Annotated in this window: 16 protein-coding genes and 2 tRNA genes; 17 read left to right on the plus strand and 1 reads right to left on the minus strand. The window is 59.0% G+C overall.

What is annotated here, in order from left to right:
- Window positions 1–14 precede the first annotated feature (14 nt).
- The 13 genes from tolB to QSV77_RS15160 all read left to right on the plus strand — a co-directional run bounded on the left by tolB (window position 15) and on the right by QSV77_RS15160 (window position 16,973).
- On the plus strand, window positions 15–1,322 hold the full coding sequence (gene tolB, locus QSV77_RS15100; RefSeq protein ID WP_052819686.1) for a Tol-Pal system beta propeller repeat protein TolB: 1,308 nt from the start codon (window positions 15–17) through the stop codon (window positions 1,320–1,322).
- A 210-nt stretch (window positions 1,323–1,532) separates the two neighbouring features.
- Window positions 1,533–2,063: a peptidoglycan-associated lipoprotein Pal gene (gene pal / locus QSV77_RS15105; RefSeq protein WP_046799894.1), complete on the plus strand. Its 531-nt coding sequence runs from the start codon at window positions 1,533–1,535 to the stop codon at window positions 2,061–2,063.
- A 158-nt stretch (window positions 2,064–2,221) separates the two neighbouring features.
- Window positions 2,222–3,238, plus strand: a complete 1,017-nt coding sequence (gene ybgF, locus QSV77_RS15110; RefSeq protein WP_302734100.1) for a tol-pal system protein YbgF — start codon at window positions 2,222–2,224, stop codon at window positions 3,236–3,238.
- A gap of 30 nt (window positions 3,239–3,268) precedes the next feature.
- Window positions 3,269–4,600 (plus strand): tRNA lysidine(34) synthetase TilS, encoded by a 1,332-nt coding sequence (gene tilS, locus QSV77_RS15115; RefSeq protein WP_302734101.1) that lies wholly within the window; start codon window positions 3,269–3,271, stop codon window positions 4,598–4,600.
- Between the two features lie 154 nt (window positions 4,601–4,754).
- Window positions 4,755–6,719, plus strand: a complete 1,965-nt coding sequence (gene ftsH / locus QSV77_RS15120) for an ATP-dependent zinc metalloprotease FtsH (RefSeq protein WP_046799891.1) — start codon at window positions 4,755–4,757, stop codon at window positions 6,717–6,719.
- Window positions 6,720–6,908: 189 nt separating this feature from the next.
- Window positions 6,909–8,261, plus strand: a complete 1,353-nt coding sequence (gene glmM / locus QSV77_RS15125; protein WP_046799890.1) for a phosphoglucosamine mutase — start codon at window positions 6,909–6,911, stop codon at window positions 8,259–8,261.
- A 183-nt stretch (window positions 8,262–8,444) separates the two neighbouring features.
- Window positions 8,445–9,290: an outer membrane protein gene (locus QSV77_RS15130; RefSeq protein ID WP_302734103.1), complete on the plus strand. Its 846-nt coding sequence runs from the start codon at window positions 8,445–8,447 to the stop codon at window positions 9,288–9,290.
- A 213-nt stretch (window positions 9,291–9,503) separates the two neighbouring features.
- Window positions 9,504–10,682, plus strand: a complete 1,179-nt coding sequence (locus QSV77_RS15135) for a phosphoserine transaminase (RefSeq protein ID WP_302734104.1) — start codon at window positions 9,504–9,506, stop codon at window positions 10,680–10,682.
- 86 nt (window positions 10,683–10,768) lie between these two features.
- The gene (gene serA, locus QSV77_RS15140; protein ID WP_271361795.1) at window positions 10,769–12,364 is read left to right on the plus strand and encodes a phosphoglycerate dehydrogenase; all 1,596 of its coding nucleotides are present in this window, start codon (window positions 10,769–10,771) and stop codon (window positions 12,362–12,364) included.
- Window positions 12,365–12,588: 224 nt separating this feature from the next.
- Window positions 12,589–13,668 (plus strand): Tim44 domain-containing protein, encoded by a 1,080-nt coding sequence (locus tag QSV77_RS15145; protein WP_302734105.1) that lies wholly within the window; start codon window positions 12,589–12,591, stop codon window positions 13,666–13,668.
- Between the two features lie 496 nt (window positions 13,669–14,164).
- Window positions 14,165–15,355 (plus strand): OpgC family protein, encoded by a 1,191-nt coding sequence (locus QSV77_RS15150; RefSeq protein WP_142841525.1) that lies wholly within the window; start codon window positions 14,165–14,167, stop codon window positions 15,353–15,355.
- Between the two features lie 209 nt (window positions 15,356–15,564).
- The gene (gene mnmA / locus QSV77_RS15155; protein WP_142841524.1) at window positions 15,565–16,761 is read left to right on the plus strand and encodes a tRNA 2-thiouridine(34) synthase MnmA; all 1,197 of its coding nucleotides are present in this window, start codon (window positions 15,565–15,567) and stop codon (window positions 16,759–16,761) included.
- Window positions 16,762–16,896: 135 nt separating this feature from the next.
- A tRNA-Met gene (locus tag QSV77_RS15160) sits at window positions 16,897–16,973 on the plus strand.
- An 831-nt stretch (window positions 16,974–17,804) separates the two neighbouring features.
- Here the strand turns inward: QSV77_RS15160 and QSV77_RS15165 are convergent.
- A tRNA-Gly gene (locus QSV77_RS15165) sits at window positions 17,805–17,879 on the minus strand.
- 256 nt (window positions 17,880–18,135) lie between these two features.
- On the opposite strand from QSV77_RS15165, the gene QSV77_RS15170 reads away from it, so the two are divergent.
- From QSV77_RS15170 to QSV77_RS15185, 4 genes are all read left to right on the plus strand, one after another.
- Entirely contained in the window at window positions 18,136–18,645 is a 510-nt protein-coding gene (locus tag QSV77_RS15170) for a prolyl-tRNA synthetase associated domain-containing protein (protein WP_225338763.1), read from the plus strand.
- Between the two features lie 53 nt (window positions 18,646–18,698).
- Window positions 18,699–19,667 carry a thioredoxin gene (gene trxA, locus QSV77_RS15175; protein ID WP_302734107.1) on the plus strand — a complete coding sequence of 323 codons (969 nt, stop codon included), beginning with the start codon at window positions 18,699–18,701 and terminating at the stop codon, window positions 19,665–19,667.
- 68 nt (window positions 19,668–19,735) lie between these two features.
- Window positions 19,736–20,407, plus strand: coding sequence for an LON peptidase substrate-binding domain-containing protein (locus tag QSV77_RS15180; protein ID WP_302734108.1), 672 nt, complete (start codon window positions 19,736–19,738; stop codon window positions 20,405–20,407).
- Window positions 20,408–20,416: 9 nt separating this feature from the next.
- Window positions 20,417–20,605: a Trm112 family protein gene (locus tag QSV77_RS15185; RefSeq protein ID WP_006310303.1), complete on the plus strand. Its 189-nt coding sequence runs from the start codon at window positions 20,417–20,419 to the stop codon at window positions 20,603–20,605.
- Window positions 20,606–20,660: the final 55 nt, after the last annotated feature.

Raw genomic sequence — 20,660 nt, forward strand, 5'->3', positions numbered from 1 at the left:
AAAGGCCTGGCAACATGAAGATATTTTCGCCGATCCGGCTGGTGCTCGCTGTCGCGGCCCTCATGTCGGTTTTCTCCGCACCGGCTTTTGCGCGGGTGGAAATCAACATCAACAAGGGTAACGTCGAGCCGCTGCCCATCGCCATCACCGACTTCATGTCGAGCGACGGTATCGGCGCACAGGTCTCGGCGGTCATCGCCGCCGATCTGCAGCGTTCCGGCCTTTTCGCGCCGGTCAACAAGAGCGCCTTCATCGAAAAGATTACCAGTCCGGATCAGCAGCCCCGTTTCGAAGACTGGAAGGTCATCAACGCACAGGCGCTCGTGACTGGCCGTGTGACGCGCGAAAGCGATGGTCGCCTGCGCGCCGAGTTCCGCCTGTGGGATACTTTTGCAGGCCAGCAGATGACCGGCCAGCAATTCTTCACCCAGCCGGAAAACTGGCGTCGCGTCGCCCACATCATCGCGGATGCGATCTATGAGCGCATCACCGGCGAAAAGGGTTATTTCGACACCCGCGTTGTCTTTGTCTCTGAAAGCGGCCCGAAGACAGCTCGCAAGCGCCAGTTGTCGATCATGGACCAGGATGGTTTCAACGTCCGCAACCTTACCAATTCGAACGACATCGTTCTGACGCCGCGTTTCTCGCCGAACCGTCAGGAAGTGACCTACATGTCCTTCGAAGGCCAGCAGCCGCGCGTTTACCTGCTGCAGCTGGAAACCGGACAGCGCGAAGTGGTCGGCAATTTCCCCGGCATGACGTTCTCGCCGCGCTTCTCGCCTGACGGACAGAAGGTCATCATGAGCCTTCAGCAGGATGGCAACGCTAATATCTACACCATGGATCTGCGTTCGCGCACCACGACCCGCCTGACGAACACGTCGGCGATCGATACGGCGCCGTCATTTTCGCCGGATGGCCAGCGCGTCGCCTTTGAAAGCGACCGTGGCGGCCGCCAGCAGATTTACGTGATGAATGCCGATGGTTCCGGCCAGCAGCGTCTTTCTTTCGGCGACGGCTCTTATTCCACCCCGGTTTGGTCGCCGCGCGGCGATCTGATCGCCTTCACCAAGCAGTCGGGCGGCAAGTTCTCGATCGGCGTGATGAAGACCGACGGTTCGGGTGAGCGCATTCTGACCAGCGGCTTCCACAATGAAGGTCCCACCTGGGCACCGAATGGCCGCGTGCTGATGTTCTTCCGCCAGAACGCCGGTGCCGGCGGCCCGCAGCTCTACTCGATCGACCTGACGGGCTACAATGAACAGCTCATCAAGACGCCAACCTTTGCTTCGGACCCGGCATGGTCGCCGCTTCTGGACTGATATTAACTGCCATGACGGCGCCGGTAACTCCGGCGCCGTCATGTTTTACGCATGCCACACGGGAAAATGCCTCTTTCTTGCCGCAAAGTGTTGTGAGGGAGCAAAAAAGTGGGACATTTCCTTTCTGTTAACCATAAGCGTTTGCCGGCTATTAACCGCGATCAGTTAGTGTCTGGCAACGTTATTGAAATTTCCAAGGAGAGACCGGCGATGAGCCGTACACACATTTCGGCACTCAGCCCGATGCAGAAACTGGCCCGTAACCCGGCTGTTATCGCCATGACGCTCGCACTTGCCCTTGCAGGCTGCGCGAAGAAGAACATGCCGAACAATGCCGGTGAACTCGGTCTTGGTGGCGCAGGTTCCGCAACGCCGGGCTCCCAGCAGGACTTCACGGTCAATGTCGGCGACCGCATCTTCTTCGATACGGACTCGACCTCGATCCGCGCCGATGCGCAGCAGACCCTGCAGCGCCAGGCCCAGTGGCTTGCCCGTTACCCGAACTACGCCATCACCGTCGAAGGCCATGCCGACGAACGCGGTACGCGTGAATACAACCTGGCGCTCGGCGCCCGTCGTGCGGCTTCGACCCGTGACTTCCTGGCCTCCCAGGGCGTTCCGGCAAACCGCATGAAGACGATCTCCTACGGCAAGGAACGTCCGGTCGCCGTTTGTGACGACATCTCGTGCTGGTCGCAGAACCGCCGCGCCGTGACAGTTCTTGGTGGCGCGGGCATGTGATTGCCTGACGTTATTGTGATCTTGAATGGAAGGCGGTCTTCGGGCCGCCTTTCGTTTTTTTCATAGTTTGGCCGAAGTTAAGTTGCTTTTTTGGTTGATATGGAAAAAATCCGGCTTGCGCCATTCCGGTGCAAATCAGTTAAGGCAGGACGAATGAGATGAAGAAACTTGTCGTGGCGGGAATGCTGGGGCTTGCAGCCTGCACCGGCCTGAGCGGCATCGCCGTTTCGGGTCCGCTGTTCGGTGCGGGGGGTAGCTTCGGCACGATCAACTCTCAGCAGGCCCCGGTCATCCGGGTTCAGGCCAACGAAGCCTATCGGGTTCAGCAGCTTGAAGAGCAGATCCGGCAGCTCAACGGCCGTATCGAGGAAATGAGCTTCCAGCTTCTGCAGATGCAGGAAACGATCCGCAAGGCGCAGGAAGACAATGAATTCCGCTTCCAGGAACTGGAAAGTGGTAATGCCGGCGGCAAGGGCGCAAGTCCTACGGCGCCGAAAAAGAAGGCGGAAGCCAGTCCGGTCAGCCCGGGCACGCCGCCGACCGACGACGTTGCAACGATCATCGAAACGCCACCCGAGGGTGGCGCTTCCGTTTCGTCGTCTGCTCCACCCAATGCACCGACAGGTGCACCGGGAGAGACGACGCTCGGCTCGATCGAGCTTGATTCCAAGGGAATGCCGATCGGTGGGACGCTCAATCAGGGCGCCAACAATTCTTCCGGCAGTCTTCCCGGTGTGACCACCGGCAATACGCCGCGCAAGACGACCGATCCCGTCAACACGGCGGCGCTGACCAGCGAAAGCGATATTTATCAGGCCGCTTACGGCCATGTTCTTTCTGGCGATTACAGGCTGGCGGAGCAGGGGTTCCAGCAGTACCTGCAGGGCTATCCCAAAGGCACCAAGGCAGCGGATGCAAGCTTCTGGCTGGGCGAGGCGCAATATTCGCAGGGCAAGTTCAACGAGGCGGCAAAAACCTTCCTCAATGGTCATCAGGCCTATGGCAAATCTCCCAAGGCTCCGGAAATGTTGATGAAGCTTGGCATGTCGCTTGCAGCTCTCGACAATACCGAAACCGCCTGCGCTACGCTACGCGAGGTGCCGAAGCGTTACCCCAGTGCGTCGAAGACCGTACTGAACAAGGTTGCAAGCGAACAGAAGCGGCTGAGCTGCTGATCTTTTTCCTGCCATGGTGGCGGTCTTTCCATGCCGGTTGATGCCCGCATTCTAAGCGACAACACAGCTGCGCCGCTTGCGGCGGCGAGGTCTTTCATCGAAAGCCTCCGCAAACCCGCCCATATCCTCGTCGCAATCTCCGGCGGCAGTGATTCCACCGGCCTGTTGCTGGCATTACATCAGGTAATGACGGAGGCGGATCGCGACGGATTGCGGATTTCCGCCATTACGGTCGACCATGCGCTGAGAGCGGAATCCGCCGATGAGGCCCGCAAGGTTGCCGCGCTTTGTGCTGAACTGAATATCTTTCATGCCACGCGCCAATGGGGCGGCGTCAAGCCGGCGGCCGGCATCTCCGAAGCATCCCGTCTTGCCCGCTACCGCCTGATCGCCGGGGTTGCCCAGGAGGTCGGCGCTGATCTTGTCGTGACCGGGCATACGATCGGCGACCAACGGGAAACCGTGGCGATGCGTGCCGCCCGCAGCGCGGGGGCTGACAATCTCGGCCTCTCCGGCATGGCGGACGCGGTGTTATACGATGGGCGCTATTGGATCATGCGGCCGTTCCTGAAATGTGAGAGGCAGGCAATCCGCGACTACGTGTCATCCCGCTCGCGTGGCTGGTTTGATGATCCGAGCAACGAGAACACAAAATATGAGCGCGTGCGCGTGCGGCAGACGCTTCCCGATTTTCCGGTGCAGCCTGATGCGGAGGCCGCCGCCAAAAGGCAGGCGCTTTCTGAAAAAAGCGCCGATTTCCTGCGTAGGCACGCGCAGATATTTCAGGCCGCAATCGCCAGATTGCCGGTGGACAGCAAGGTGGTCGATCACCCCGAATTCCGGCACGGGCTGGCGGCGCTCATCGCCGCGCTTGGCGGAAGGGCCTATTTCCCGGCTGCGAGCAGCATGGCGCGGGTTCTGCAATTTCTCAAAACCGGTGAAAACGGTCGGATGACGGTCGGTCGCGTCCTGCTCGATCGTCGACGAAATGGGCTTTATATTTTCCGTGAGCAGCGAAACCTGCCGGAGCTTCGTCTCGAGGCTTCCGAAGAGGGACTGTGGGACGATCGTTTTTCAGTGAGGAACGGGTCCACATTTCCGATCCGCGTTGCGGCAGGCAGGGTGGGTGATGCTCTGGAAGCGGCCAGGCTTTTTCCGTCGGTGCCGCCCGGGGTGGCAAAATCGGCGATGGCGGGCCTGCCGCAAATCGCCGCAGCCGGATCGGCCTCCATTGCGGGAGGCGTCGAGATTACGACACGGCTTGCACCATTTGATCTTTTCCTGCCGCGTTTCGACCTTGAGTTGGCGAATGCAATCGCAATTTTATTCGGTCGCCCGGCATATCCACAGCCCCCGGTTTAAATCGGGCCTCTTTTTCGTGAATTGCCTTGGAATACTTTTTACACCAAAACGCATCAGATAACGCCGTTCGCCTTGGCAACGGCAGATGTCGTCCTTATGTTAGGGGCACATAATAGCGGGCAGCAGATATGTCCGTGTGAGTTCGGGGAGTTCGATGAACCCAAATTTCAGAAATTTCGCCTTGTGGGCCGTGATCGCCCTCTTGCTGATCGCGTTGTTCAGCATGTTCCAGACGTCGCCGACGCAAACGGGTTCGCGGGAAATTCCGTATTCCCAGTTTCTTCGCGACGTGGATTCCGGGCGAGTTCGCGACGTGACCGTCACCGGTAACCGGGTTCTCGGAACCTATACCGAAAATGGCACGGCCTTTCAGACCTATTCCCCCGTCATCGATGACAGCCTGATGGAGCGCTTGCAGAGCAAGAACGTCACCATCGTGGCGCGTCCCGAAAGCGACGGCTCTTCCGGTTTTCTGAGCTATCTCGGCACGCTTCTGCCGATGTTCCTCATTCTCGGCGTCTGGCTGTTTTTCATGCGGCAGATGCAGGGTGGCTCGCGCGGCGCGATGGGCTTTGGCAAGTCCAAGGCGAAGTTGCTGACGGAAGCTCATGGCCGCGTGACGTTTGACGATGTTGCCGGCGTGGACGAGGCCAAGCAGGACCTTGAGGAAATCGTTGAGTTTCTGCGTGATCCGCAGAAGTTTCAGCGCCTCGGCGGTAAAATCCCGCGCGGTGTGCTGCTGGTCGGCCCTCCGGGCACCGGTAAGACGCTTCTGGCGCGTTCTGTCGCTGGCGAAGCCAATGTGCCGTTCTTCACGATTTCCGGTTCGGACTTCGTGGAAATGTTCGTCGGCGTCGGCGCAAGCCGCGTGCGTGACATGTTTGAGCAGGCCAAGAAGAACGCACCCTGCATCATCTTCATCGACGAAATCGACGCCGTCGGTCGCCATCGTGGCGCCGGTCTCGGCGGCGGTAACGACGAACGCGAACAGACGCTGAACCAGCTGCTGGTCGAGATGGACGGTTTCGAGGCGAATGAGGGCATCATTCTCATCGCCGCCACCAACCGTCCCGACGTTCTTGACCCCGCACTTCTGCGTCCCGGCCGTTTCGACCGTCAGGTCGTTGTGCCGAACCCGGATATTGTTGGCCGCGAGCGCATCCTCAAGGTGCATATCCGCAACGTGCCTCTGGCGCCGAATGTTGATCTCAAGGTTCTGGCCCGTGGCACACCCGGCTTTTCCGGCGCAGATCTGATGAACCTCGTCAACGAAGCCGCCCTCATGGCCGCCCGCCGCAACAAGCGCGTGGTCACCATGCAGGAATTCGAGGACGCCAAGGACAAGATCATGATGGGTGCGGAACGCCGCTCCTCCGCCATGACCGAGGCCGAAAAGAAGCTGACCGCCTATCATGAGGCCGGTCACGCGATCACCGCGCTGAAGGTTGCCGTGGCCGATCCGTTGCACAAGGCGACGATCATTCCGCGCGGCCGGGCGCTCGGCATGGTGATGCAGCTGCCGGAAGGCGACCGCTATTCCATGAGTTACAAGTGGATGGTGTCGCGCCTCGTCATCATGATGGGTGGCCGCGTTGCCGAGGAGCTGACCTTCGGCAAGGAGAACATCACGTCAGGCGCTTCTTCGGATATCGAGCAGGCCACCAAGCTTGCCCGCGCCATGGTGACGCAATGGGGCTTCTCCGATGCTCTCGGCCAGGTGGCTTATGGTGAAAACCAGCAGGAAGTGTTCCTTGGCCATTCCGTCTCGCAGTCGAAGAACGTCTCCGAGGCAACGGCACAGACGATCGACACTGAAGTTCGCCGCCTGATCGACGAGGCCTACACCGAGGCACGGCGTATCCTGACCGACAACCACGATGGCTTTGTCGCGATTGCCGAGGGTCTTCTCGAATATGAGACCCTGACGGGTGACGAGATCAAGGCATTGCTGAGGGGCGAGAAGCCCGCGCGCGATCTGGGCGACGATTCTCCGGGCAGCCGTGGCTCGGCAGTGCCGAAAGCCGGCGCCAAGAAGGACGGCCCCAGTGAAGTGAAGGGTGACGGCGAAGCCAAGGGCGACGGCGAGGCTGAAGGCGGCATGGAGCCGCAGCCGCACTGATCGCCTGTATCAGCCAAGCTATTGTAAAAGGCCATCCGTTTATCCGGGTGGCCTTTTCAGTTTGGTAACAAGATATAAGCCATTTTCGCGGTAATTTACGTGCTGTTTATCGTGGTTTGTGGCATCTAGCCAAAAACGCTTCCGGCTGTTTTCACCTTTGCCGGAGTGCTCGAAAGATTTGGAGTTCAAATGGCACGCCGTTATTTCGGAACCGATGGTATCCGCGGACAATCGAACGTCTTCCCCATGACGCCGGATCTGGCGATGCGTGTGGGCATTGCGGTCGGCACGATCTTCCGGCGTGGCCATCATCGCCATCGCGTCGTCATCGGCAAGGATACCCGCCTTTCCGGTTACATGCTGGAAAACGCACTGGTTGCCGGTTTCACCGCAGCCGGTCTTGATGTCTTCCTGCTCGGACCTATTCCGACGCCTGCCGTCGCCATGCTCACCCGGTCGCTGCGCGCTGATATCGGGGTAATGATCTCGGCATCGCATAATCCCTTCTCTGACAATGGCATCAAGCTTTTCGGACCTGACGGATACAAGCTTTCCGACGAGCTGGAGCTGGAGATTGAAGATCTTCTCGACAAGGATATCTACGCACAGCTGGCGAAGCCGAGCGAAATCGGCCGCGCCAAGCGCGTGGATGGCGATATTTACCGCTATATCGAATTCGTCAAACGCACCCTACCGCGCGATGTGACGCTGAGTGGCCTGCGGATCGCCATCGACTGCGCCAATGGCGCAGCTTACAAGGTGGCTCCCGCCGCCCTCTGGGAACTCGGCGCTGAAGTGGTCACCATCGGCAACGAGCCGAATGGCATCAATATCAACCTCGAATGCGGCTCCACGCATCCGGAAGCCCTGCAGAAGAAGGTGCATGAGGTGCGGGCCGATATCGGCATCGCGCTCGATGGCGATGCGGACCGTGTCATCATCGTCGATGAACGCGGTGAGATCGTTGACGGCGACCAGCTGATGGCCGTCATCGCCGATAGCTGGGCCGACGATAACACGCTGCGCGGCGGCGGCATTGTCGCAACCGTCATGTCCAACCTTGGCCTGGAACGGTTCCTCGGCGACAAGGGCCTCACCCTTGCCCGCACCAAGGTCGGCGACCGTTATGTGGTCGAGCATATGCGCAACCACAATTTCAACGTTGGTGGTGAGCAGTCCGGCCATATCGTATTGTCGGATTACGGCACGACCGGTGATGGTCTTGTCGCGGCATTGCAGGTTCTCGCCAAGGTCAAGCGCTCCGGCCGCACGGTCAGTGAAGTATGCCGCAAGTTCGAGCCGGTGCCGCAGCTTTTGAAAAATGTGCGCATTTCTGGCGGCAAGCCGCTGGAAAATCCAGTCGTGCTGCAGGCGATCGCCGATGCGGAAAGTGCGCTGGCCAATAATGGCCGCCTCGTCATCCGTCCTTCCGGCACCGAGCCGCTGATCCGCGTCATGGCGGAGGGTGACGACAGTGCGAAGGTGGAAAAGATCGTCAACGATCTGGTCGGCGTCATCTCCAGCGCCCGCTCGGCCGCGTGAGTTATCGCGACAGTAACGAAAGACAAAAGCCGGCCTCCCAGCCGGCTTTTTTTTGAGTATTTGCTAATAAATATAGTGAATGATCGTGGTTAATCGGGACTTAACCATTTTACGCCACTCTCCAGAACTGAACAGTTCACTGGCAGCTGCCGCAACGCACGTGCCTCTTCTGGAGTGGAAGTCATGAAAAACGCCCTGGCCGGATTTCTGGCCGTTCTGCTGACCGGCACAAGCGCCGTCGGCGCGGACCTTTACCAAGCCGAACCAGCCCCCGCCTATGTCGAAGCGCCTGAAGTTCAGATCACCCAGTCTAGCGGCTGGTATCTGCGCGGCGACGTCGGTTATTCTTTCAACAAACTGCGCGGCGCCCATTATTATCAGGGCGGCCCCGGCGGTTATCTGCAGGATTTTGATACGGCTGATATCAAGGACAGCTATGTCGTTGGCGCCGGTGTCGGTTACCAGTTCAACAACTATTTCCGCAGCGACGTAACCTTCGACTATATGGGCAAATCGGATTTCCGCGGCTCCACAAGTGGTTTCTGCGGCTCCGTTTCCGGTCGCTGTGTTTCGGCTGATCTGAGCTCGCTGAGAGCCTATACGCTGATGGCCAATGCCTATGTCGATCTCGGCACTTATGGCCGTGTCACCCCTTATGTCGGTGGTGGTATCGGTGGCTCTTACGTCAAGTGGGACAAGCTGCGCAACACATCGTGCAGCGTTAATGGCCTCGGCTGCGACCCAACCACCGAGCACGGCGGCAAGGGCAAGTGGCGCTTCGCTTACGCTCTGATGGCAGGTGCGTCGATCGACGTCACCTGTAACCTGAAGGCCGATATTGGTTACCGTTTCCGCCATATCAACAAGGGCGACATGTTCGGTTATGAAAACGGCGGCGGTCCGGGCCGTGACAAGGGTCTCTATTCGCATGAAGTGCGTGTTGGCGGCCGTTATGTCTTCAACGGTTGCGATACGGCACAATACATGCCGCCTGCCGATATTCCGCTGCAGCCTGCCGTTTATAAATAAACGTCACGCCAGACTGCTAGTTTCAAACCGTCCGCATCCTTCGGGTGCGGGCGGTTTTGTTTTTGGCGGCATCTGACGCGCTGCGTGGCGCATATGGACTAAAATTTCCATGCGTAGCGACATATTCCGCTTGACTGAGGTCGATGACAGGAATAGCAACGACGGCAGGACACCTCTCCCTAACGAGAGGCGCCTATCTGAAAGGGTAGTCAAATGACAGATATAGTGAAGCCGGACCTCCGTCCGGGCAATACGCATTTCTCTTCTGGTCCCTGCTCGAAGCGTCCCGGTTGGTCGCTAGATGCTCTCTCCGATGCACCGCTCGGTCGCTCGCATCGCGCCAAGGTTGGCAAAGCCAAGCTGAAGCAGGCCATCGATCTCACCCGTGAAATTCTAAACGTTCCCGCCGACTATCGCATCGGCATCGTTCCTGCATCCGACACCGGCGCTGTTGAAATGGCGCTCTGGTCGCTGCTCGGCGAACGTGGCGTCGATATGCTCGCCTGGGAAAGCTTCGGCGCAGGCTGGGTCACCGACGTCGTCAAGCAGCTGAAGCTTAAGGATGTACGCAAGTTCGAGGCCGATTATGGCCTGCTGCCGAACCTTACCGAAGTCGATTTCGACCGTGACGTGGTTTTCACTTGGAACGGCACGACATCGGGCGTCCGCGTTCCCAATGCCGATTTCATTCCTGCTGACCGCAAGGGCCTGACGATTTGCGACGCCACCTCGGCGGCCTTCGCACAGGACATGGACTTTACGAAACTCGACGTCGTCACCTTCTCCTGGCAGAAGGTTCTGGGCGGTGAAGGCGGCCACGGCGTCATCATCCTTTCGCCCCGTGCTGTTGAGCGCCTGCTGAGCTATTCGCCGGCATGGCCACTGCCGAAAATCTTCCGCATGGTCTCCGGCGGCAAGCTGATCGAAGGCATCTTCACCGGCGAAACCATCAACACGCCGTCCATGCTCTGCGTTGAAGACTATATTGATGCGTTGCTGTGGGCGAAGAACCTCGGTGGCCTGAAGGCGCTGATCGGCCGTGCCGATGCCAATGCCAAGGTCATCTACGACTTCATCGAGAAGAATAACTGGATCGCCAACCTGGCCGTCAAGCCGGAAACCCGCTCCAACACCTCCGTCTGCCTGAAGATCGTCGATCCCGAAGTACAGGCGCTGGATACGGCCGCACAGGCGGATTTCGCCAAGGGCATCGTCGCCCTGCTCGAGAAGGAAAATGTCGCGCTCGATATCGGCGCTTACCGTGACGCACCGTCCGGTCTGCGCATCTGGGCCGGCGCCACCATCGAGACGGCGGATATGGAAGCCGTCATGCCCTGGCTCGCCTGGGCCTACCAGACGCAGAAGGCAGCACTTTCCAAGGCTGCCGCCTGATTTTTGATACCGGCCCTGCGCAGATGCAGGGCCGCGCATTCTCCATTCGCACATCTCAATCGTTTCCTCCAAGGAGCCCGTAAACCATGGCACCTCGCGTACTCGTATCCGACGAACTGTCGGAAACCGCCGTCCAGATTTTCCGTGATCGTGGCGTCGAAGTCGATTTCCAGCCGAAGCTCGGCAAGGACAAGGACAAGCTTGCCGAAATCATCGGCAATTACGATGGTCTCGCCATCCGTTCCGCCACCAAGGCGACCGAAAAGCTGATCGAGGCTGCGACCAACCTCAAGGTCATCGGCCGCGCCGGCATCGGCGTCGACAATGTTGATATTCCGGCAGCCTCGCGCCGCGGTATCATCGTCATGAACACGCCGTTCGGCAACTCCATCACCACTGCCGAACATGCGATTGCGCTGATGTTCGCAGTCGCGCGCCAGCTTCCGGCAGCCGATAGCTCCACGCAGGCCGGCAAGTGGGAAAAATCGAAATTCATGGGTGTCGAAATCACCGGCAAGACGCTCGGTGTTATCGGTGCCGGCAATATCGGTGGCATCGTCTGCTCACGGGCCCTGGGCTTGAAGATGCATGTTCTGGCCTACGACCCCTTCCTCTCGCCGGAGCGCGCGCAGGAAATGGGCGTCACCAAGGTCGAGCTGGACGAGCTGCTGGCGCAGGCCGACTTCATCACCCTGCATGTGCCGATGACCGACAAGACACGCGGCATCCTCAACGCTGAAAACCTTGCCAAGACCAAGAAGGGCGTTCGTATCGTCAACTGCGCCCGTGGCGGTCTGGTTGATGAGGCAGCGCTTGCCGAAGCCATCAAGTCCGGCCATGTCGCCGGTGCCGGTTTCGACGTGTTCGAAGTCGAACCAGCCACTGAAAGCCCGCTTTTCGGCCTGCCAAACGTCGTCTGCACGCCGCATCTCGGCGCTTCGACCACGGAAGCACAGGAAAATGTCGCCCTGCAGGTTGCCGAGCAGATGTCGGATTATCTCGTAAAGGGTGCCGTTTCCAACGCCATCAACATGCCGTCGATCACGGCTGATGAGGCGCCGCGCCTGAAGCCCTTCATCCGTCTGGCGGATGTTCTCGGCTCCTTTGTCGGTCAGGTGCAGGAAAGCGCCACCAAGGAAATCGAAATCCTCTATGATGGCGCAACCGCCAACATGAACACCAAGGCATTGACCAGTGCATTGCTGGCCGGCCTGATCCGCAGCCAGGTGGCGGATGTGAACATGGTTTCCGCCCCTGTCATGATCAAGGAAAAGGGCATCATCCTTTCCGAAGTCAAGCGCGACAAGACCGGCGTTTACGACGGTTATATCAAGCTGACGGTCAAGACGGAAAACCAGATCCGCTCGGTTGCCGGCACGGTGTTTTCGGATGGCAAGCCGCGCTTCATCCAGATCAAGAACATCAACATGGATGCCGATGTCGGATCGCACATGATCTACATCACCAACACCGACGTTCCCGGCATGATCGGCTTCATGGGCACCACGCTCGGCGAGGCTGGCGTCAACATCGCCAACTTCCAGCTCGGCCGTGAAAAGGAAGCCGGTGACGCCATCGCGCTGCTTTATGTCGATGGTCCGGTTTCCGAAACGGTGCTGGACAAGCTGCGCGCCAATCCGGCGATCCGCCAGGTCAAGCCGCTGACTTTCAACGTCGACTGATCTTATCGTTCCTCCCAAGGGGACAATAAGGCCCGGTTCAGGGGAGACCCTGTGCCGGGTTTTTCGTTTTTCCAGTGTCTGTTTCGTCGCAAAATACGGGCGACTATCGCATTGGTTGCATATCACAAAAAATTTAAGCCAAGTGCTCTAAAAATGATGATCATGAGTTGCTATATCGCCTGCTGAGATGCTGCTCATGGGAGGGCGGCCAACAGGAGATAGTGATGTTTGCTGCCTTTCGGCGCTTCAAGGGTTTGTTCGCAGTCGCCGCACTTGGTATCGCGGTGTCTTTCGTGGCGGTTGATATGGCCGAGGCACGCCGTGCCGGCGGTGGTTTCGGCAGCCGTGGTACGCGGACATACTCCGCACCACCTGCGACCACCACTGCGCCGGGCCAGACCGCGCCGATTAATCGCAGCATGACCCCCAATACCAACCAGGCGGCGCCCAATGCTGCCCAGCCGGCGCGCCCCGGTGCGCAGGCGGCCCCGCAGCAGAGCCGTGGCCTGTTTGGCGGCATGATGGGTGGTCTTATGGGCGGCCTGTTGATGGGCGGCCTGTTCGGCATGCTGATGGGCGGCGGTTTTGGCGGCATGGCCGGTTTCTTCGGCATGCTGATGCAGGTACTGCTTATCGGTGGTCTGGTGATGCTCGCCATGCGTTTCTTCGCATCGCGTCGTCAGGGCCAGCCCGCTTATGGTGCAGCCGGCGGCTCGCAGCGCACGGATCATTCCGGTTCGTCCTTTAATGGTGGCTCGCAGGCAGGTCCTTCCGCATCTTCGTTCAAAATCCCGAAGATCGGCGCTCTCGCCGGCGCTGCGGGTGGTGCGGCAGCGGCCACTACGGCAGCGGCCAAGCCGGTGGCGCACGAGAACGCCGTTTCCGAAGGTGACGAGATCGGCATCACCCAGGGCGACCTCGAAACCTTCCAGAAAATGCTGGAAGACGTCCAGTCCGCCTATGCTGCAGAGGATTACGGCACGTTGCGCAAGCTGACGACCCCGGAAGCCATGTCCTATCTCGCCGAAGAACTGAGCGACAATGCCACGAGCGGTGTGAAAAACGACGTCCGTGACGTGACGCTGCTGCAGGGCGATGTTGCCGAAGCCTGGCACGAAGAGGGCCAGGACTATGCGACGGTGGCCATGCGCTACTCCGCCATCGACATCATGCGCGATCGCACCTCGGGCAAGGTTATCGAGGGTGATGAGCACAAGCCTTCCGAAGCGGTGGAAATGTGGACCTTCGTGCGCCGTGGCGGCAACGACAACTGGCAGGTCGCCGCCATTCAGGCCGCGGCCTGAGGCGATAGCGAGTTTCATTTCTAGACTGAACAGCCCGGAGGTTACCAACCTCCGGGCTTTCGTTTGTCAGGATCAGCGATATCGCCGATTTCGGCGTTGATTCGGGTGGGGCCCGGGCGCAGATGGGGGCAGGGCAGGGGCACGAAAAAAACGGCTGATAAATCTAACGGGTGATATCTGCCGCACTCTCAAATCCAGACTTCGCCTCTCGCCCTGCCATGCAAGGGTTTGCGTGCTCACTGCCAAGGCATCTTGTCTGCGCATGGCTCGGTGCTTCCACGGAATCGCCTTTTTTCATTCATCCGGCATTCAGTCCGCGCGTCCTACCACGGGGCATACACGTCAATGTGACTTTTCGCGCCGGTTCTAAACCGCTTTGGAAAGGGAACCTCAGCCGCAAAACAGCGTTGACAATCCAATCCCCGGCCCGCCTCCCGCACGCCGGGGTGGGTGGCCGGGCAACGCAGGCCCTGTGAGAGAACGGAGAGCTATCGAGATGAAACGCTTTGACCTGATCGACGGGATGCGTGGTTACTTCCTCGTTTTCATGCTGATCAACCATCTGGTGTTTGCCGGCGGCTTCTGGCTGGTGGAAATCAATCACCGGCAGTTTGCCTTTGTCGAGGACGCGCAGGGCTTCGTGTTCCTGTCTGGTCTCCTGATCGGCATGGTCTATGCCCGCAAGATGATGAAATATGGTTATGACGCCGGCAAGCAGATGATCTGGAACCGGGCGATGGAGCTTTATCGCTACGCGATGGGCCTTGTCATTGCCGTGCTGTTCTTCCGCATGGTCATCCCGCATGCGCCTTACATCTGGTACAACTGGCTCGGCATGACGACCTTCGACGATCCGCTGCGTCTCGCTGCCATTGCGACATTCCTCTTCCAGCCGACCTTCATGGATATCTTGCCGCAGTACATCGTCTACATGCTGTTTGCGCCGATCCTTGTTAAGCTCTGCCTTGATGGCAAGTGGGCTTATGTCATGGCCGGCTCCCTGCTGGTCTGGATGGCTGGCCAGCTTGGCCTGCAGCAGATCGTCACGACGCCGCTCAACGAACTCGTCAAGGGTGCGGATGAGCAGGGCATCCGCGTCAGCTTCAACCTGCTGGGCTGGCAGCTGGTGTTCTATTCGGCACTGGTGATGGGCGCGATGACGGCGCAGAACCGTATTCCGTGGAAGGCGATCTTCTCGCCGCAGCATACGTGGCTGCCAAAGGCCGCGCTGCTGATCTGCCTGTTCTTCCTGCCGCTGCGCATCGCCACGGCATGGGGCCTGATGCCGGAATTCATGATGGGCAAGTTCTCCACCATGGAAATCCGCGCCGATTTCGGCCCCGTCTATCTCATCAACTTCCTCGCCGTCGGCGTCGGCCTGACCTGGCTGGTGATTGCCGGTCCGAAGCATCACAACCCGCTCGTGCGTTCCATTGCCGAAGGCGTGATCTGGGTGCTGTCGCTGAAGTTCCTGCAATTGCTCGGCCGCCATTCGCTGCAGGTCTATGTCTGGCACGTGGCGATCGTCTACGGCGTCTATTATCTTGATGGCCGCACGGCGGAACTGTCGCAGGTCAGCAAGACGCTGATTGCCTTCACGGCCATCGGACTGCTGGCGTTGCCGGCTCTGTGGCGGGAGCGCGACAAGTGGATCGGCAGCAGCGGCCAGAAAACGGCTGGCGCTTAACACCACCACTATTTCCGGTGTCTGAGGGCTTTACGGGGCGGTTTTCCGCCCCGTACTTGCGTGCGCGGCCATTCCTTTCTATATGCAGCCCTTAAATCCGCAGGATGGCGGGGCAGGACAGTCCGGTTTTTCCGGCTGATGCCCACGCGGCGGATGACCGACAGGCGGCGGGGCCTTTACCCCCGTTATGACTGACGATGGGAAAAAACGTGAATACGCTCGATTTTGACAAGAGGCCGGAAGATACCCGGATCGTTGTCGCCATGTCCGGTGGCGTCGATTCTTCGGTTGTGGCCGGTATCCTCAAGCGCGAGGGCTATGATGTCCTTGGCATTACGCTCCAGCTCTATGACCATGGTGCTGCCGTGCACCGCGCCGGTTCCTGTTGCGCGGGGCAGGATATTGATGATGCGCGCAGGGTCTGCGAAACGCTCGGTATTCCGCATTATGTGCTGGATTACGAAGCGCGGTTCCGTGAAACCGTCATCAATCCTTTTGCCGAAGCCTATGCGATGGGTGAAACGCCGATCCCCTGCGTTGCCTGCAACCAGACGGTAAAATTTGCCGATCTGCTCGCCACCGCGCAGGAACTGGGCGCCGATGCGCTGGCAACCGGCCATTATATCCGCTCACGCCCCAATCCCGTGTCTGGCCAGCCGGGCCGCCGAGCGCTTTATCGCCCGATCGATAGCGACCGCGACCAGAGCTGGTTCCTGTTCGCCACCACACAGGAGCAGATCGACTATCTGCGCTTTCCGCTGGGTGGCCTCTCCAAGGCCGAAACGAGGGCGCTGGCGGAAGATATGGGGCTCGTCGTCGCCAAGAAGGCCGACAGCCAGGACATCTGTTTCGTGCCGCAGGGCAAATATACCGATATCATCAACAAGCTGAAGCCGAATGCGGCTCTGGCGGGCGATATCGTGCATCTGGATGGCCGTGTGCTCGGCCGCCATGATGGCATCGTGCATTATACGATCGGCCAGCGTCGTGGCATCGGTGTTGCCACCGGGGAGCCCCTCTACGTCGTGCATCTCGATGCGCGTGGCCGCCGTGTCATTGTCGGCCCGCGTGAGGCGCTGGAAACCCGCCGCGTCTATCTGCGTGACATGAACTGGCTGGGTGACGGCGAACTGGCTGTCGACGCCGGGCAGGGTTTTGCTTGCTTCGCCAAAGTGCGCTCCACGCGCCCACCAACCGAAGCGGTGCTGCATGCCGACGAAAATGGCATCTATGTGGATCTGATGACCGGCGAAGCCGGCGTCGCCCCGGGCCAGGCCTGCGTGCTCTATTCAGCGCCGGGCGCGGATGCCCGCGTTTACGGTGGCGGTTTCATCGAACGTTCGGAACGCTCGGTGGAAGCCGAGGCTTCGCTGAAGGCACTTCTGGAAAAGCCGGTTGCGGCCTGAAACAGTTCGCTTTTTGCCGCGAGGTGGAAAGCGAATTTTTTGCGCATCTTGCGCTTGACACTTTGGGGAGCGGCACCTTATAAGCCGCTCATCCTGATGGAGCGGCCAGTCACATGACTGTCACGTTTCCCCTGTGGCGGGGTAGCTCAGGTGGTTAGAGCAGCGGAATCATAATCCGCGTGTCGGGGGTTCAAGTCCCTCTCCCGCTACCACTTTCATCCAAAGTACAAAATTAAATAAGCGCCTTGTGCGCCTGTTTTTTGCCGTCTGCCCAAGGCCGGAAAGTGCCTACAGCAGCGTATTGGCCCATAGCGGTCGCCAAAAAAAGGGAAACCCGCCTGCTGCCAAAATGCAGCCAGCGGGTCTCGACCTCTACCCCCTCCCACAAGGGCGGCTGCACAAAAGCACATCAAATGAATTATGGCAAGATCATGGCGACCATATTGTTGCCGTGGACGGCTCCGTTCGCCAATTTAGTGGCGGATGGCACAGTGTGACCAGCTCCGTGTGCCGCTGGTAAGGCGCCTGATAAGAGACGATGTTCTCGGAGCAGCGCATTTCGGTGCGATTCGAATAGGTGTTCTCAGCCCTGTGTGACTGATAGTGGTCCCTGTGCCGTGAAGGCTGATGCTGACCATAAACGACCATGTCTGCCGCGAATGAGGCGGCCGGCATCGTCACGGCAGCGAGTGCTGCAATCAAAAGAGTTTTCGAAATTGCGGACATGGGTGTTTCCCCCGGTGTTGATCAACACAGGGAAACGCCCTCCATACGGGCGATGTTCCGGACGGGAAGATTTATTTTTTGGCGACAGATGCCAAAAAAATGCCCGCTCATGGCGGGCAATTCAGAGGGGAACCGAGGTTAGGAGCCTCGCATCTGAAACGGCCATTTCCGGCGGAAGTTCCATTCGTCCGATAATTTCATTGCGGTTCTGAAAAGAGACGATGACGAACTCTTGAGCGCCCAACCGCATAACCCAGCACAATCCGGCTGGTCTGAAATTCGGTATTCAGTTGGGAGATTACGTCTCTGGGAAAATTTGGAGCGGGCGAAGGGATTTGAACCCTCGACCCCAACCTTGGCAAGGTTGTGCTCTACCCCTGAGCTACACCCGCTCAAATCCATCGGTCCGGGGTAGTCGCTGAACCGTGGGTCACCACGTTGCGGCGACGGGCGCTATATCGCTCAATCGTTTTTGGAATGCAACAGGGAAATGACAAAAACGCCAAAATTTCTTTGAAAAATGCGACAAGCGACGGAAATGATTGGCGGTTTTTCATCTCTGCGTTTTTTCCGGCGTTGCCAAGCGCCGGTTGCCCCCTTAATCAGGAATGCAATGATATTGGAATCGGCAGAGGCGGGCGGCGGAATATGGCGGAGAATTCTCCCAGGACGGCAACGGAGCTCTTCCAGTTTCTGGATGGGCTCGGCATTTCTCATACCACGAAACAGCACGAACCGGTGTTTACCGTTGCCGAATCCCAGTCGCTGCGCGATCTCATTCCCGGCGGCCATACGAAAAACCTTTTCGTGAAGGACAAGAAAGATCAATATTTTGTTCTGACTGTCGAAGAAAATGCCGTCGTCGATCTCAAAAGCGTTCACAAGACGATAGGTGCTGCAAGCCGCGTGTCCTTTGGCAGGCCGGAAAAAATGCTTGAATATCTGGGCGTCGTGCCGGGATCGGTGACGGTGTTCGGGGCGATCAACGACACTGGCAGGCAGGTCACCTTCGTGCTCGACAGTGATCTTCTGGAAAACGAACTGGTCAATGGCCATCCGCTTTCCAACGACCAGACGACGACGATCGCGTCGAAGGATCTTATCCGCTTTCTTGAGGCGACCGGACATGCGCCGCTTGTCTTGAAAGTCAGCGAGTGAGATACGATCTTTGCTTCAACTGAGACATGCGACAGAAATTGCGGGAGACCGGCATGAGCGACACCAATAATCCTTACGGCGGTTCCTATGGCGGGCAGATGTCTGCAAGCGCGCATCACAACGGCGAGCTGAATGGTGCGGCCTCCGGCCACATCAAGGACACAACGACGGCTGCTTTCTCCAAGGATGTTCTTGAGGAATCGCGCCGCCAGCCGGTTCTGGTGGATTTCTGGGCGCCATGGTGCGGCCCGTGCAAGCAGCTGACGCCGGTGCTCGAAAAGGTCATCAACGAGGCGAATGGCCGTGTGAAGCTTGTGAAGCTGAACATTGACGATCACCCGTCCATTCCGGGCCAGCTCGGCATCCAGTCCATCCCCGCCATCGTCGCTTTTGCCGATGGCCGGCCGGTGGATGGCTTCATGGGCGCGGTGCCGGAAAGCCAGATCAAGCAGTTCATCGACAAGATTGCCGGCCCGGATGTGGGTGATCCCAAAGCCGAAATCGAGGCGGCTCTGACCGAGGCGAAACAGCTTCTGACGGATGGCGATTTTAACGGCGCGGCACAGCTGTTCGGCGCCGTCATGCAGGCCGATCCGGAAAACCCCGCGGCGATTGCTGGTATCGCCGAATGCATGATTGCTGCCGGTCAGTATGAGCGGGCTAGCGAACTGCTCTCCTCCCTGCCTGCGGAGCTCAACGAAGATGCGGGCATTCAGCTCGTTCTGAAAAAGATCGCGCAATATGAGGAAGCCCGAAAGATCGGAGATCCGGTGGCGCTGGAAAGCGATCTGGCGCTCAATCCCGATCATCACGAGGCGCGGGTGAAGCTCGCCAAGGTGCTGAACGCTCAAGGGCGGCGCGATGAAGCGGCAGACCATCTGCTCTATGTCATGCGCAAGGACCGGACCTTTGATGATGACGGTGCGCGCCGCCAGCTTCTGGAGTTTTTCGAGGCCTGGGGCTTCAAGGACCCGGCAACCGTCGCCGGCCGCCGGAAGCTTTCGGCAATATTGTTTTCGTAATGCGGGTATATCCCGGCCGCGGCGGTTTATCCGCCGGCCGGGCAGCGGTGAACAGGGGGCTTGATCCCATGCATGTCGGAAATGCGAGATATGTGAAGAACGACGATCTGCCGGACACCGTGCCGGTATTTCCCTTGCCGGGTGCCCTGCTGCTACCGGAAGGCCATCTTCCACTCAATATTTTCGAGCCGAGATATCTCGCCATGATCGACATGGCACTGGCTGGCCACCGTGTCATCGGCATGGTGCAGCCGGCCCTGAACGTCATTGAGGCGGGGATTGAAGGTGGGCCTTTGAGCGCGGTCGGATGTCTCGGCCGCATTACCTCCTTTTCCGAAACCGGGGATGGCCGTTACGTCATCTCTCTCACCGGTGTCTGCCGTTTCCGCTTGCTGGAAGAGGTGGAGGCGGGCAAGCCCTATCGCAGCTTCCGTCACGCACCCTTCATTGCCGATCTTTCCGGCGAATATGACGAGGAAGCGGTGGATCGCGAAAATCTGCTCCGGGTATTCCGCGCATTTCTGGACGCAAACCAGCTGGAGGCTGATTGGGAAAGCGTGGAAAGGGCGGGCAATCGTGTCCTCGTCAATTCCCTGTCCATGATGTCTCCCTTTGGTCCTGCCGAAAAACAGGCGCTGCTTGAAGCTCCCGACCTGAAGACACGGGCCGAAACATTGATTGCCATCACCGAGATCGTTCTTGCCCAGGGGTCGGGCGAGGGCGGCACCGTGCTGCAATAGGATCGCTCCATGGACGACAGAATGAGCAATGTCGATCCGAAGCTCCTCGAGCTGCTGGTCTGCCCTTTGACCAAGGGACGTCTTTCTTATGACCGGACCCACAACGAGCTCATCTCCGAAAGCGCAAGGCTCGCTTACCCGATCCGCGACGGCGTGCCGATCATGCTGATTTCCGAAGCGCGTAAAATAGAAGACTAGCCTCCCCGTCTGCTGGCCTCCACGCATCCTCCTGTTGCGAATTGACGAAGATGCG

Source organism: Agrobacterium sp. V1 (genome assembly GCF_030518355.1).
GTDB lineage: Bacteria > Pseudomonadota > Alphaproteobacteria > Rhizobiales > Rhizobiaceae > Agrobacterium > Agrobacterium cucumeris.

Bases quoted from the DNA above. Each gene is read 5' to 3' on its own strand.
- QSV77_RS15170 (WP_225338763.1), top strand. From the start codon at position 18,136: ATGGCGGAGAATTCTCCCAGGACGGCAACGGAGCTCTTCCAGTTTCTG.
- serA (WP_271361795.1), top strand. From the start codon at position 10,769: ATGGCACCTCGCGTACTCGTATCCGACGAACTGTCGGAAACCGCCGTC.
- QSV77_RS15130 (WP_302734103.1), top strand. From the start codon at position 8,445: ATGAAAAACGCCCTGGCCGGATTTCTGGCCGTTCTGCTGACCGGCACA.
- QSV77_RS15145 (WP_302734105.1), top strand. From the start codon at position 12,589: ATGTTTGCTGCCTTTCGGCGCTTCAAGGGTTTGTTCGCAGTCGCCGCA.
- QSV77_RS15135 (WP_302734104.1), top strand. From the start codon at position 9,504: ATGACAGATATAGTGAAGCCGGACCTCCGTCCGGGCAATACGCATTTC.
- tolB (WP_052819686.1), top strand. From the start codon at position 15: ATGAAGATATTTTCGCCGATCCGGCTGGTGCTCGCTGTCGCGGCCCTC.
- pal (WP_046799894.1), top strand. From the start codon at position 1,533: ATGAGCCGTACACACATTTCGGCACTCAGCCCGATGCAGAAACTGGCC.
- QSV77_RS15180 (WP_302734108.1), top strand. From the start codon at position 19,736: ATGCATGTCGGAAATGCGAGATATGTGAAGAACGACGATCTGCCGGAC.
- tilS (WP_302734101.1), top strand. From the start codon at position 3,269: ATGCCGGTTGATGCCCGCATTCTAAGCGACAACACAGCTGCGCCGCTT.
- QSV77_RS15185 (WP_006310303.1), top strand. From the start codon at position 20,417: ATGGACGACAGAATGAGCAATGTCGATCCGAAGCTCCTCGAGCTGCTG.
- glmM (WP_046799890.1), top strand. From the start codon at position 6,909: ATGGCACGCCGTTATTTCGGAACCGATGGTATCCGCGGACAATCGAAC.
- ybgF (WP_302734100.1), top strand. From the start codon at position 2,222: ATGAAGAAACTTGTCGTGGCGGGAATGCTGGGGCTTGCAGCCTGCACC.
- trxA (WP_302734107.1), top strand. From the start codon at position 18,699: ATGAGCGACACCAATAATCCTTACGGCGGTTCCTATGGCGGGCAGATG.
- QSV77_RS15150 (WP_142841525.1), top strand. From the start codon at position 14,165: ATGAAACGCTTTGACCTGATCGACGGGATGCGTGGTTACTTCCTCGTT.
- ftsH (WP_046799891.1), top strand. From the start codon at position 4,755: ATGAACCCAAATTTCAGAAATTTCGCCTTGTGGGCCGTGATCGCCCTC.